Genomic DNA, 12,030 nt, shown 5'->3' with positions numbered 1-12,030 from the left:
CCACGCCATGAGTGACTCACACCGGGCAGAGCATCAGCAGTCCGCCGGGGACTACTACGCGCAGACGCAGCAGCGGTTGCAGCAGAACGCCGCGCGCTTCGGCTCGGAGGATCGGCCCAGTGCCGAAAAGGGCATCACCGGCGAGACCCAGAAAGAGGCTTCCGCCTACTCGGTCACTCAGGGCAACCAGCTGCTCCAGGGTCAGAACACCCGCGGAGACGCCCCCGCGCCGGACGAGAACTACGCGGCCAAGCCGCACGAGGATCTCTACAACATGGTCCACGACGGCCTGAACCTCCAAGAGATCAACGAGCGCAGCCGGGTCACCAACGTTTACGGCAACTGGCTCGCCGACGCCTCCAACGCCTTCCGCGACGCCGCGAACACGGCCGGCGCGTCCTGGCAGGGAGGGGCGGCCTCGCAGGCCAACTCGTTCTTCCAGAGCACCGCCAGCCACACCGAGCAGACCGGCAACGCGATGCAACTCGTGTCGAACCGGTACTCGCAGCAGTCGGCGGCCGCGGACTACGCGCAGAAGAACATGCCCGAGCCGACTGGCTTCAACCAGCAAGCCGAGATCAGTAAAGCGACCGCGCAGCTCAACAACGGCGATCCCGTCGCCAGCGCGCTCACCATGAACAACGTCGCGGACAAGCAGCAGCAGGCGGACGCCGCGCATCAGCATGCCGTGCAGGTCATGCAGGGGCTGGACAGCACCTATCACGGGACCGCGACCACCCAGCCGACCTACGCGCCGCCCCCGCAGCCGGGGGCGCCGGACAGCAGCACGCACATCAGCAGTGCCCAGCCCGGCGGCGGGATCGGCACGCACGGCTCCGGTGTCGGGGCGCCCGGGGGCAGCAGTTACAACCCGGCGGGCGGGCAGCCGGGTGGCGGGCAGCCCGGAGTGGGTACCGGAGCTGGGTCGTCGTACACGCCTGGGTCCGGTGCCAGTACCGGGGCAGGCAACGTGGGTGGCCCGCCCGGGGGTGGCGGCGGGTTCCGCGGCCCCGGCGGTGGCGGCGGCTTCGGCCGGGTCACCCCCGACGCGTTGGCGATGGGCGGTCCGACCGGGGGCGGCGGCAGCGGAGGCGGGGACATCACCCGCAGCCGGCCGGGGATCGGGACCGGGCGGTCCGGTGGCGGGTTCGCGGGCAGCCGCGTGTCCGGCGGCGGTTACAAGCCCGGCGAAGTCGAAGAGCCCGGCAAGGGCGCCGGTGCGGGCAAGGGCGCCGCCGAGCGGCTCGAACGCGGGGGCACTGCGGCGGCGAACGCGGGCAAGGCCGGCAAAGCGGGCGCGGGCGGAGCCGCGGGCAACGCCGCCGGCAAGAAGAAGGAAGAGGACAAGGAACACAAGAACAAGATCCCGACCCAGGTCGACCCCGACGAGGTCTTCGAAGTCCGACCCGAACGCGGCCCAGACGGCGAGAAGATCACCCCACCGGTGATCGGCGGCTGACAGCGCGGAAGAGACGGGCCACCAGCTGTTCCGAGGCCGGGACAGCTGGTGGGTGAGCCAGCGCTCGGGGAGCTTCGCGGGACGGCGAACCCAAGCCAGCTGGCAGACATCGGTCGACACAGCAGAACGGCCAGGCCGCGGGAATCGCAACGGCAGCCCTGTTGCCAGGCCAGGCGCACGGCCCGGCAACAGGGCAGCCAGGCCCTGACAATCAACGAGGCGGCGCGGCCCGGCGCCAGGCCCCAGGTGGACCAGGCAGCAAAGCGGGAAGTACCGGAGCAGTCTGACCCCAGCGGCCGACACGGCAGCGCAGCCCGCCACCGTCAAGCACCCACCGCAGCCCCGACCCCAGCAGCCGACACGGGCAGCACAACCCAACATCCTCAAGCACCACCGCAGCCCCGACCCGAGCAACCAACACGGGCAGCACGGCCCAACACCGTTAAGCACCACCGCGACCCCAGCAACCGACACGAGCAACCAACACGAGCAACACAGCCCGACACCGTCAAGCACCACCGCGACCCCAGCAACCGACCCGAGCAACACAGCCCGCCACCGTGAAGCACCCACCGCAGCCCCGGCCCGAGCAACCGACATCGCGGCACGGCCCAACACCCTCAAACACCACCGCGGCCCGGACCCCAGCAGCCGACACGGGCAGTACAAGCGCAAAACCAGGCAGCATCACCGCGCCCCTCGGCCCTCAGCAATCGACGAGGCGGCGCGGCCCTGCACCGGGAAGTACCGCGCCAGCCCCGCCCCAACAAGTCGACAAGCCGACAACCCAGCGCCGGGGACGTCCGACCCGAACAAGGCAGCGGCCCGACGGCGGAAGCACCACCACAGCAGCCGACAAGACTGAACGACCCGACACCGCGAAGCACCACCGCAAGCCCAGCACCCGACAAGGCAGCACACCCGGCACCAGCGCAACCGCAACCCAACAAGGCGACACCAAGCAACCCCTGACCCGAACATCAGGGGCCTTCCCCGATGTGGCGGCCGGCATTCGTCCGGCATGCTTGGCGGTATGCGTTTCTATCTCGTCGACGCCTTCACTGATCGGGCCTTCGCCGGGAATCCGGCTGGGGTCGTCGTCCTCGACGAGCCTGCCGATGCGCGGTGGATGCAGGCCGTGGCCGCTGAGATGAAGCATTCCGAAACGGCGTTCGTGGTGGGGCGGGGTGAGCCCAAGTCGCTCCGGTGGTTCACGCCCACGGCGGAGGTCGACCTCTGTGGGCATGCCACCGTTGCCACCACCCATGTGCTCGGCGGCGTTCAACGGTTCGACACTCGCAGCGGCATCCTCACCTGCGAGGGCCGGGACGGCTGGGTCGAGCTGGACTTCCCCGCCGATCCGCCCCGGGAAACCGGCGACGACCTCCAGAACATCTTGCCCGGCACCAAGATCACCTTCACCGGGCGCGGGCACGAGAACCTGTTCGCCGTGCTGGAAGACGCCGACGCCGTGCGGAACGCCGAACCCGACCTCAACGCCCTGCGCGCCCTTTGGAAGGGCCGGCTCGTGATCACCGCCGAGGGCGACCGCACCGACTTCGTCAGCCGGTTCTTCGGGCCCGGCGTCGGGGTGGACGAGGATCCCGTCACCGGGTCCGCGCACTGCACGCTCGCGCCGTACTGGGCCGGGCGGACCGGACGTACCGAACTCATCGGCGAGCAGGCCTCGGCGCGGGGCGGGATCGTCAGAACCGAGCTGAAGGGCGACCGCGTGGTCCTGCGCGGTCAGGCCGTCACCATCGTGAGCGGGGAGCTGCACGTCTGATGCGTCTGCTGCTGAACATCATCTGGCTCGTGCTCTGCGGCTTCTGGATGGCGCTGGGCTATCTGCTCGCGGGCGTCGTCTGCTGCATTCTGATCATCACGATCCCGTTCGGCCTCGCGTCGTTCCGGATCGCGAACTACGCGCTGTGGCCGTTCGGGCGGACGGTGGTCGACCGGCGCGACGCCGGGGTCGGCTCAGCCCTCGGCAACGTCATCTGGTTCATCTTCGCCGGGCTGTGGCTCGCGATCGGGCACATCCTGACCGGGGTGGCGCTGTGCGTCACCATCATCGGCATCCCGCTGGGCCTGGCGAACTTCAAGCTCGTCCCGGTCTCGCTCATGCCGCTGGGCAAGGAGATCGTGGACCTGCCCTAGTCCTCCGGCTCGAACGGCAGCTTCACCACCAGGCACGGGCCGCCGACGAACAGGCCGCCGTCGATGCCGAGCGCTTTGCCGCCGGCGTAGAGGTACGGGCGCTCGATCTGCGCCGGGTGGATGCCCAGCTGGTCGGCGATCACGCTGTGCCCGTGCACGATCCGCTCGCCGCCCAGTGCGTCCAGCAGCTTCTGCGCGTTCTCCTCGCCGGCCGGGCCGCGGAAGGCGTAGCGCGTGGTCATCCGGCGCCACACCTCCCACCAGGACTCGATGTCGCTGCCGGACAGGATCTCCTGCGCGGAGGTGTTGATCGCCTCGATGTCCTCGCCCCAGTCGAGGTATTCGAGGGTGTCCGAGTGCAGCAGCAGGTGTTCGTCGGCGAGCGCGACGAGCGGGCGCTCGCTCAGCCACTCGATGTGCTCCGGGGTCAGCCGGTCCTGATCGGACAGCAGGCCGCCGTTGATCTCCCAGCTGCGCGCGAAACTGCGCGGCCCGAAGTCGGACGGCACCTGCCGGTCGCCGAAGTGGTACATGCCCAGCAGCAGGATTTCGTGGTTGCCCAGCAGCATCTGCACCGAGCCGCCCGCCTCGGGCGCCTGCCCGTGCAGCTCGCGGACGAGGTCGATCACGCCGACGCCGTCGGGGCCGCGGTCCACGAAGTCCCCCAGGAACCACAGCTGGTCCTCCGCACCGGCCCAGTTGCCCTCGTCGTCGACGAGGCCCTCGGCGCGGAGCGCGTCGGCCAGGGCATCACGGTGCCCGTGGACGTCGCCCACCACATACACGCTCATCGTTCGACGATATGCCCCGCTCCCGGGCCGGTGTCGGTCAGCCTTCGCCGAACGGGTCCATGGTTCGCCCGATCAGGTCGGCCACCGAGTCGATCACCATCGTGGGCCGGTACGGATAGCGCTCGGCCGACTCCGGAGTGGAGATGCCGGTGAGCACCAGGATCGTCTGCAGCCCCGCCTCGATGCCCGAGTGGACGTCCGTGTCCATCCGGTCGCCGATCATCAGCGTCGACTCCGAGTGCGCGCCGAGGCGCCGCAGCGCCGAACGCATCATCAACGGGTTCGGCTTGCCGACGTAGTACGGCGAACGCCCGGTGGCCTTCTCGATCAGCGCCGCGACGGAGCCGGTGGCGGGCATCGAGCCGTCGACGCTCGGGCCGGTCGCGTCCGGGTTGGTGGCGATGAACTTCGCGCCGCCCTCGATCAGCCGGATGGCGCGGGTGATCGCGCTGAAGCTGTACGTGCGGGTCTCGCCCAGCACCACGTAGTCCGGGTCGCGGTCGGTCAGCACGTAACCGACCTCGTGCAACGCCGTGGTCAGGCCGGCCTCGCCGATCACGAACGCCGAGCCGCCCGGCCGCTGCGAGTCCAGGAACTTCGCGGTGGCCAGCGCCGAGGTCCAGATCGACTCCTCGGGGATGTCCAGCCCGGTGCGTTCGAGCCGCGCCCGCAGGTCCCGCGGGGTGTAGATCGAATTGTTGGTCAGCACCAGGAACTTGATCCCGTTGTCCCGCAGCTCGGCGAGGAACTCGTCCGCCCTGGGCACGAGGTGCTCCTCGCGAACCAGGACGCCGTCCATGTCGCTCAGGTAGGTCCAGCGGCCTTCGGTCACCGTCACCCGTCCTCGTTTCTTGATCACAGGTCAGAGCAACCGAACCGTATCACCGAAAACCGCGCCGACCGCTGCTTCAGCCCGGCGCCGCGGGGTGCACGGCCACCGCCGCGGCCTTCACCGACAGCGTCACCGGAGTCTCCGGCTCCAGGGCCAGCTCCGCGACCGCCGCGGGGGTCAGGTCGGCGGAGAGGCCGCCGGCCCAGCCCGCGCCGGCCAGCCGGACCCGGATGACCGGGCCGTGCGGTTCGAGGGTGGCGACCACGGCTTCGGCGGTGTTGCGCGGGCTCCCCCGGTGCTCGTCGCCGGACGGGAGGATGGCCACCGAGCTGGGTTCGAACACGGCCACGGCCGGCTCGCCCACCACCGCGTCCGGCGAGAGCAGGCCCGCGACGAGGGCACCGCCGGCGGTCCGGATGCCGTCCGCCGACGCCGTGCCGGCCACCAGGTTCAGCCCGGCGATCCGGGCGGTGAACGGCGTCCGCGGCGCGGCCAGCACCTCGCGGGTCGGCCCGCGCTCGACGATCCGGCCCTCGGCCAGCACGGCGACGTGGTCGGCCAGCGCGAGCGCGTCCAGCGGGTCGTGGGTGACCAGCACCGTGGTCGGGCCGGTGCGCAGCACCCGCCGCAGCAGGCCGCGGATGGCCGGGGCCGAGTCCACGTCCAGTGCGGCGAACGGCTCGTCCAGCAGCAGCAGCGACGGCGAGGCGGCCAGCGCCCGCGCGATCGCCACCCGTTGCTGCTGGCCACCGGAGAGCCGGCCGGGGCGGCGGCCGGCGAACTCCGCCGCGTCCACCTCCGCCAGCCACCGCGTGGCCACCTCTCGCGACCGCGCGCGCCCGGATCCGGCTGAGCGCGGCGCGAAGGCGACATTGTCCAAAGCGGACAGATGCGGGAACAGCAGCGCGTCCTGCGAGAGCAGGCCGATGCCCCGGGCGTGCGGCGGCAGGTCGACGCCGTCGCCAGCCAGCATCCGGCCGTCGAGCCTGATGTCGGCGGTGCCCGCCTGCACCAGCCCGGCCAGGCAGCCGAGCACGGTCGACTTGCCCGAGCCGTTCGGCCCGAGCAGGGCGAGCACGCTGCCGTCGGGCACGGTGAAGTCCACGTCGAGGTCGAACGAGCCGCGGGACAGCGAGAGCCGCACCGAGAGCGTCATCGGAGCCTGCCTTCCCACGACCGCGGCCGGGCCACCGCGATCACCACGATCGCGACCACGATGAGCAGCAGCGCGAGCGCGACGGCGCTGTCGATGTCCACTTCGGCCTGGGTGTAGACCTCCAGCGGCAGCGTGCGGGTGACGCCCTCCAGGCTGCCGGCGAAGGTGATCGTCGCGCCGAACTCCCCCAGCGCGCGGGCGAAACTCAGCACGACGCCGGAGCCCAGCGACGGCAGCAGCAGCGGCAGCGTCACGCGGCGGAACACCGTCCACGGGCGCGCGCCGAGTGTCGAGGCCACCTGCTCGTAACGGTCGCCGGAGCCGCGCAGCGCGCCCTCCAGGCTGACCACCAGGAACGGCATGGCCACGAAGGTCTGCGCGATCACCACGGCCGCGGTGGTGAACGGCACCTGCTGCCCGGTCAGCGTCATGATCAGCATGCCGAGAAAACCCTTGCGGCCCAACAGGTACAGCAGCGCGAGACCGCCGACCACCGGCGGCAGCACCAGTGGCAGCAGCACGATCGAGCGCAGCAGGCGGACGCCGGGCACCCGCGAGCGCGCCAGCACCACGGCCAGCGGCACGCCGAGGATCACACAGGCCACTGTGGACAGCGCCGCCGTCACCACCGACAGCTTCAGCGCGTTCAGCGACGACGAGGTGACCAGGAGCGAGGGGAACCGGGTGACGTCCGAGCGCACCAGCAGCCCGATGACGGGCAGCACGACCAGCGCCAGCGCGACGATGGCCGGCAGCCAGAGCACGAGGGGGACACGCGCGTGCGGCGGCCGCTGATCGGCGGCCGCCGCACGTCGCCGTCCCTTACTGGGCTGGGCCAAACCCGATCTGGGTCAGCTCGGCCTTGCCCTGCGCGCCGAGCACGAAGTCGGTGAACTCCTTGGCCAGCGCGGCCTGCGGAGCGTCCTTCACGACGGCGATCGGGTAGTTGTTGATCGCGCCCGCGGCGTCCGGGAAGTCCACCTTGTCGACCTTGCCCGCGGCCGACGTCGCGTCGGTCACGTAGACCAGGCCGGCGTCGGCGTCACCGGACTGCACCTTGGCGAGCACCTGCTTGACGTCCTGCTCCTCGCTCGCCGGCTTGAGCGTGACGCCGGTGTTCTTCTCCACCTTCTGCGTCGCCGAGCCGCACGGCACCTGCTGCGCGCAGACGACCACGGTCAGCCCGCTCTTGGTCAGGTCGGAGAACGACTTGATGCCCTTGGGGTTGCCCTTGGCGACGGCGATGGTCAGCTTGTTCGTGGCGAAGACCGTGGGCTGGCCGTCGATCACGCCGCCCTGCACGGCCTTGTCCATGTTGGCCTGGTCCGCCGAAGCGAAGACGTCCGCCTTCGCGCCGTTGTCGAGCTTCTGCACGAGCGCGGACGAGCCCTCGTAGTCGAACTTCACCGTGACGCCCGGGTGCGCGCTTTCGAACTGCTTGCCGAGCGCGTTGAACGATTCGGTCAGCGACGCCGCCGCGTACACGGTGAGGGTGCCCCCGCCGCTGCCCCCGGGAGCCGGCGCGGGCGCGCTGCTCGCGTTGGGGTTGGTGCTGGCCTGGTCGTTGGAGCTGCACGCGCCGGCGAACAACGCGACTGCCGCCACGGCGATGGCGAGCTTCTTCATCTGTTTCCTTCCGGGGTCTCCACCACGACGGTGGTCGCCTTCACAACGGCGACCGCGAGGACACCCGGGCGCAACCCGAGCTCGCGGACGGCTTCCGTACTCATCAATGACACCACTCGGTGCGCCCCGCACTGCAGCTCGACCTGCGCCATCACTTTGTCGGCGATGACCTCTGTGACGAGCCCCACGAACCGGTTGCGGGCGGAGCGCCCGACCGCCGACGGGTCCTCGAGGCCGACGGCCTGCGCCCGGGCGAACCCGGCGAGCTGGGCGCCGTCCACGACCTTCCGGCCGGCGGCGTCGTCGGTCGCGGTCAGCTGACCGGCCCGGACCCAGCGCCGGACGGTGTCGTCACTGACGCCGAGGAGCCGAGCGGCCTCGGACAACCGAAATTGCGGCATGGCGGGAAGATTATCTCCGCAGTTGAGGAAAAGCTATGTCAAACGGGAATTGTCGAGGATCTCATCGCGTAACTCACCGAGTATTGCATTCTGATAACGCTCGAGAACTTTCCGCTCAGTGGGCGAGAACTGCTCCAGGATCCCCTTCATCCCGTCGAAGGCCGACTCGAAGAGCCCGGCGAACCGGTCCGTGCCGCCGGGGACGACCTCCACGAGCACCTTGCGCCGGTCCTCGAGATCACGCACGCGGCGCACCAGACCGGCCTTCTCGAGCCGGTCTATGACCCCCGTCACCGCTCCTGTGGACAGTCCGGTCAGCTCGGCGATCCGGCCTGCGGTAAGGGGTCCGCCGGATTGTCCGACCAGGTCCAGGGCCTTGTGATCGCTTCCGGACAGGCCCATCCGCTCGGCGATCCTGGCGTGCCGCAGCACGGTCATCGTGCTCGTCTCGCGGCCGAGCCGGGCGAAGCGCGCGAGCTCCTCGGCCGGCAGCGGGTAGGTCGTCTCCGCGGTACTCACGAGGGCCTCCACGGACGTCGCCGAGATCTTTCGGCCGCTGAGCGGCTCGCTGCGTCAAGGACTTTAGCGAGCCCGTTATTCGGTTCCGCGACCGACGGCGCGGACCCGCCCGGGGTTACCCTGACGGTAATGAAGGCAGTAGATCTCGGGTTTCCTCGCGTCCCCGGTACACGAGGTTCGTCAAGCACGCCCTCGGCGCCCCGCCCGGACCACCCCGGGCTGATCGACACCTTCGGCCGCGTCGCGACCGACCTGCGGGTGTCGCTGACCGACCGGTGCAACCTCCGGTGCACCTACTGCATGCCGGCCGAAGGCCTCGACTGGCTGCCGGGCGAGCAGGTGCTGACCGACGACGAGCTGGTGCGGCTCATGCGCATCGCCGTCGAGCTGCTCGGCGTCACCGACATCCGGCTGACCGGCGGCGAGCCGCTGCTGCGGGCCGGCCTCGAAGACATCGTCGGGCGGGTCAAGTCCCTCACCCCGCGGCCGCGGATTTCCATGACCACCAACGGGATCGGGCTCGCCAAGCGCGCGACCGGGCTGGCCGCGGCCGGGCTGGACCGGATCAACGTGTCCCTCGACACCGTCGACCGCGCGCGGTTCGAGGAGATCACCCGGCGCGACCGGCTGCCGCACGTGCTGGCCGGCCTCGCCGCCGCCCGCGACGCCGGGCTGAACCCGGTGAAGATCAACTCGGTGCTGATGCGCGGGCTGAACGAGCGCGACGCCCTGCCGCTGCTGCGGTTCTGCCTCGCCGAGGGCTACCACCTGCGGTTCATCGAGCAGATGCCGCTGGACGCGCAGCACGGCTGGAACCGCGGCGACATGATCACCGCGGCGGAGATCCTCACCATGCTGGGCGAGGAGTTCGAGCTTTCGCCGTTCCCGGTGGCCCGCGGCGGCGCGCCCGCGGAGCGCTGGCTGGTCGACGGCGGACCCGGCGACGTCGGCGTGATCGCGTCGGTGACCCGGCCGTTCTGCTCTTCCTGCGAGCGCACCCGGCTGACCGCCGACGGCGCCGTCCGCTCCTGCCTGTTCTCCAACGACGAAACGGACCTGCGCGCCCTCGTGCGCGCGGGCGCGCGTGATGAAGAGGTGGCGGACGCCTGGCGGGCGACCATGTGGGGCAAGCTCGCGGGCCACGAGATCAACGAAGCCGGGTTCGCGCAGCCGATCCGGCCCATGAGCGCGATCGGCGGATGACGAGATGGCACCCCAGTCACTGGAACCGATGACCCTGCTCGTCCGCTACTTCGCCGCCGCGCGCGCCGCGGCCGGCGTAGAAGAGGAGAAGGTGAAGCTGCCCGAGGGTGCGACTGTCGCGGACGCAGCCCGCGTGTTGCGCGAGCTGCATCCCGAAAAGCTGCCCCGCATCCTCGACGCGGCGAGCTTCCTGCTGAACGAGGTTGCCGTCCGTGATCAGACTCGCGCCCTGAGTGACGGCGCGCAACTCGACGTGCTCCCGCCGTTCGCCGGCGGCTGAATCAAGTCCCCCGATCCATTCCGGGCCGTCCCCGCGCGGAGCGGCCCGATCCGTGTATGCGGCCGGTGAGCCCGCCGCTCGGCGCGCGACCGCCCGGGGCACGTCTGCCCAGCTCAGCGGCCCGCCAGGCGCCGGAAACCTCCCCTTCGGGCGGTAAGTCCATACCACGCTCAGCGGCCACTCCTGCGCTTTGAGTGGCTTTCTTTGTTTATAACCACCCTCCGAAGTGGTTCGCTCACGGCGTATTCAAGTGGCTACACAGAACCACTCCAAGTGCACTGGCGGACTTTGCCGATGGTGGTTTAGGGTGCCGCCTCAATGACGGTACGAAAGGCCCGCTGACGCCTTATAGACGTGACCCAAGCCTCACGATCCGTGAAATATCTCGGCCAGAAAACGGACAGATAACGGCGCTCTGACCTGCTGAAACATCCCTGTCGCGACAGGTTGTTTGCCGTTACTGTGACGTAGGTCACATGCCGATTGATTTCCGATCACGGCCGTCGTTACGTACCGTCGCTTTTCGGTTGGCCCCGAACCAACCGAGCAAGACCGGGAATCCGTAGCGCCTAGCCCTGTCCACCGGATCCCCGGACCCATACCCCGAGCGAAAGCATTCCAGGACAGGGACGAGGGGACGAAGACGACGCACTGAGCGTCATCCGCGTCTGCCGCCCGGCAACGGGCGGACGGGCTCCCAACCCGGCCCTCAGCCTTCGGGCTCGTAGGCGCAGGAAGCCGAGAAGCATTCAAATGTCTTACCGAGGCAAGCACCGCAAGATGTCCGCTGCCACCCGCACGATCGCCCGCGTCGCTGTCGCTGGCATCGCGGTCGGCGCGCCCCTCGCAATCGCCGCGACCCCCGCGTCGGCGACCAACTGGGACGCCATCGCGCAGTGCGAGAGCGGCGGCAACTGGGGCACGTCGACCGGCAACGGTTACTACGGCGGCCTGCAGTTCACCCAGAGCACCTGGAAGGCCTACGGCGGCACCGGCAGCCCGCAGGGCGCGTCGCGTGAGCAGCAGATCGCGGTGGCCGAGCGGGTCATGCAGGGCCAGGGCATCGGCGCCTGGCCGGTGTGCGGCAAGAAGGGCGGCAGCGGTTCGACCGCGTCGTCGTCGCACCAGTCGACTGCCAAGAGCAGCAAGAAGGTCACCCCGAAGCAGAGCACCCCGAAGAAGGCCACCCCGGCCCCGGCGGCGAGTGTTGCGAGCTCCAACCCGAACGGTGACTACACCGTCGTCGCGGGTGACACGCTGTCCAAGATCGCCAAGCAGTTCAACGTCCAGGGCGGCTTCCAGAAGCTGCAGGACCTGAACAAGCAGTACGTGCCGAACGCCGACTTCATCGTCGTCGGCCAGAAGCTCGCCACCAAGTGATCCAGGCCCGTTGAGGGCTCTGCGGCACCTGGCGCAGCTTCGACTGTGACCCGACAGGGCCCCACCGCGACTTTCCCCCGGCGGTGGGGCCCTTCGTGGTCACTGGACCGTTCGACCCGGCTCAGGCCGGCGCAAACGCGCTGAGCGGCGCCCATACGGGTTCCGGGCGGTCTGGACCACCCCGGTGCCGTCAGCGGCGCGCTCAGGCGGGTGGAACGGGCTC

Annotated in this window: 13 protein-coding genes; 6 read left to right on the top strand and 7 right to left on the bottom strand. The window is 70.2% G+C overall.

The window, feature by feature from the left end; translation table 11 throughout:
* Window positions 1-7: 7 nt before the first annotated feature.
* The 3 genes from BMY97_RS14480 (at window position 8) to BMY97_RS14470 (ending at window position 3,619) form a co-directional block, all read left to right on the top strand.
* Entirely contained in the window at window positions 8-1,459 is a 1,452-nt protein-coding gene (locus BMY97_RS14480) for a hypothetical protein (RefSeq protein ID WP_091617323.1), read from the top strand.
* Window positions 1,460-2,492: 1,033 nt separating this feature from the next.
* On the top strand, window positions 2,493-3,245 hold the full coding sequence (locus BMY97_RS14475) for a PhzF family phenazine biosynthesis protein (RefSeq protein ID WP_091617322.1): 753 nt from the start codon (window positions 2,493-2,495) through the stop codon (window positions 3,243-3,245).
* Entirely contained in the window at window positions 3,245-3,619 is a 375-nt protein-coding gene (locus BMY97_RS14470) for a YccF domain-containing protein (protein ID WP_091617321.1), read from the top strand. The genes BMY97_RS14475 and BMY97_RS14470 overlap by 1 nt, the downstream gene beginning before the upstream one ends.
* On the opposite strand, the gene BMY97_RS14465 is transcribed toward BMY97_RS14470, so the two are convergent.
* From BMY97_RS14465 to BMY97_RS14435, 7 genes are all read right to left on the bottom strand, one after another.
* On the bottom strand, window positions 3,616-4,410 hold the full coding sequence (locus BMY97_RS14465; protein WP_091617320.1) for a metallophosphoesterase family protein: 795 nt from the start codon (window positions 4,408-4,410) through the stop codon (window positions 3,616-3,618). The two genes, BMY97_RS14470 and BMY97_RS14465, sit on opposite strands and share 4 nt — an antisense overlap.
* 37 nt (window positions 4,411-4,447) lie before the next feature.
* Window positions 4,448-5,242, bottom strand: a complete 795-nt coding sequence (locus BMY97_RS14460; RefSeq protein ID WP_091617520.1) for an HAD-IIA family hydrolase — start codon at window positions 5,240-5,242, stop codon at window positions 4,448-4,450.
* Between the two features lie 76 nt (window positions 5,243-5,318).
* On the bottom strand, window positions 5,319-6,398 hold the full coding sequence (locus BMY97_RS14455; RefSeq protein ID WP_091617319.1) for a sulfate/molybdate ABC transporter ATP-binding protein: 1,080 nt from the start codon (window positions 6,396-6,398) through the stop codon (window positions 5,319-5,321).
* The gene (locus tag BMY97_RS14450; protein ID WP_091617318.1) at window positions 6,395-7,162 is read right to left on the bottom strand and encodes an ABC transporter permease; all 768 of its coding nucleotides are present in this window, start codon (window positions 7,160-7,162) and stop codon (window positions 6,395-6,397) included. The genes BMY97_RS14455 and BMY97_RS14450 overlap by 4 nt, the downstream gene beginning before the upstream one ends.
* Before the next feature lie 58 nt (window positions 7,163-7,220).
* A complete protein-coding gene (modA, locus tag BMY97_RS14445) occupies window positions 7,221-8,024 on the bottom strand; it encodes a molybdate ABC transporter substrate-binding protein (RefSeq protein ID WP_091617317.1) in 804 nt (267 codons plus the stop codon).
* Window positions 8,021-8,425 (bottom strand): TOBE domain-containing protein, encoded by a 405-nt coding sequence (locus tag BMY97_RS14440; RefSeq protein ID WP_091617316.1) that lies wholly within the window; start codon window positions 8,423-8,425, stop codon window positions 8,021-8,023. Before BMY97_RS14440 ends, modA begins: the two co-directional genes overlap by 4 nt.
* Before the next feature lie 33 nt (window positions 8,426-8,458).
* Window positions 8,459-8,863 (bottom strand): MarR family winged helix-turn-helix transcriptional regulator, encoded by a 405-nt coding sequence (locus tag BMY97_RS14435; protein ID WP_091617519.1) that lies wholly within the window; start codon window positions 8,861-8,863, stop codon window positions 8,459-8,461.
* 210 nt (window positions 8,864-9,073) lie between these two features.
* On the opposite strand from BMY97_RS14435, the gene moaA reads away from it, so the two are divergent.
* The 3 genes from moaA to BMY97_RS14420 all read left to right on the top strand — a co-directional run bounded on the left by moaA (window position 9,074) and on the right by BMY97_RS14420 (window position 11,807).
* On the top strand, window positions 9,074-10,147 hold the full coding sequence (gene moaA / locus BMY97_RS14430) for a GTP 3',8-cyclase MoaA (RefSeq protein ID WP_091617315.1): 1,074 nt from the start codon (window positions 9,074-9,076) through the stop codon (window positions 10,145-10,147).
* A gap of 28 nt (window positions 10,148-10,175) precedes the next feature.
* Window positions 10,176-10,427 carry a MoaD/ThiS family protein gene (locus BMY97_RS14425; RefSeq protein WP_091617314.1) on the top strand — a complete coding sequence of 84 codons (252 nt, stop codon included), beginning with the start codon at window positions 10,176-10,178 and terminating at the stop codon, window positions 10,425-10,427.
* 753 nt (window positions 10,428-11,180) lie between these two features.
* On the top strand, window positions 11,181-11,807 hold the full coding sequence (locus BMY97_RS14420) for a LysM peptidoglycan-binding domain-containing protein (protein WP_091617313.1): 627 nt from the start codon (window positions 11,181-11,183) through the stop codon (window positions 11,805-11,807).
* Window positions 11,808-12,030: the final 223 nt, after the last annotated feature.

The organism is Amycolatopsis saalfeldensis, from assembly GCF_900110575.1.
Taxonomy (GTDB): Bacteria; Actinomycetota; Actinomycetes; order Mycobacteriales; family Pseudonocardiaceae; genus Amycolatopsis; species Amycolatopsis saalfeldensis.
Note: the sequence above shows the minus strand (reverse complement) of the source record. Positions and strands in the feature narration are given on the sequence as shown.

Coding starts and splice junctions, on each gene's coding strand:
- BMY97_RS14480 (WP_091617323.1), top strand. CDS start 8: ATGAGTGACTCACACCGGGCAGAGCATCAGCAGTCCGCCGGGGACTAC.
- BMY97_RS14475 (WP_091617322.1), top strand. CDS start 2,493: ATGCGTTTCTATCTCGTCGACGCCTTCACTGATCGGGCCTTCGCCGGG.
- BMY97_RS14470 (WP_091617321.1), top strand. CDS start 3,245: ATGCGTCTGCTGCTGAACATCATCTGGCTCGTGCTCTGCGGCTTCTGG.
- BMY97_RS14465 (WP_091617320.1), bottom strand. CDS start 4,410: ATGAGCGTGTATGTGGTGGGCGACGTCCACGGGCACCGTGATGCCCTG.
- BMY97_RS14455 (WP_091617319.1), bottom strand. CDS start 6,398: ATGACGCTCTCGGTGCGGCTCTCGCTGTCCCGCGGCTCGTTCGACCTC.
- modA (WP_091617317.1), bottom strand. CDS start 8,024: ATGAAGAAGCTCGCCATCGCCGTGGCGGCAGTCGCGTTGTTCGCCGGC.
- BMY97_RS14440 (WP_091617316.1), bottom strand. CDS start 8,425: ATGCCGCAATTTCGGTTGTCCGAGGCCGCTCGGCTCCTCGGCGTCAGT.
- BMY97_RS14435 (WP_091617519.1), bottom strand. CDS start 8,863: ATGACCGTGCTGCGGCACGCCAGGATCGCCGAGCGGATGGGCCTGTCC.
- moaA (WP_091617315.1), top strand. CDS start 9,074: ATGAAGGCAGTAGATCTCGGGTTTCCTCGCGTCCCCGGTACACGAGGT.
- BMY97_RS14425 (WP_091617314.1), top strand. CDS start 10,176: ATGACCCTGCTCGTCCGCTACTTCGCCGCCGCGCGCGCCGCGGCCGGC.
- BMY97_RS14420 (WP_091617313.1), top strand. CDS start 11,181: ATGTCTTACCGAGGCAAGCACCGCAAGATGTCCGCTGCCACCCGCACG.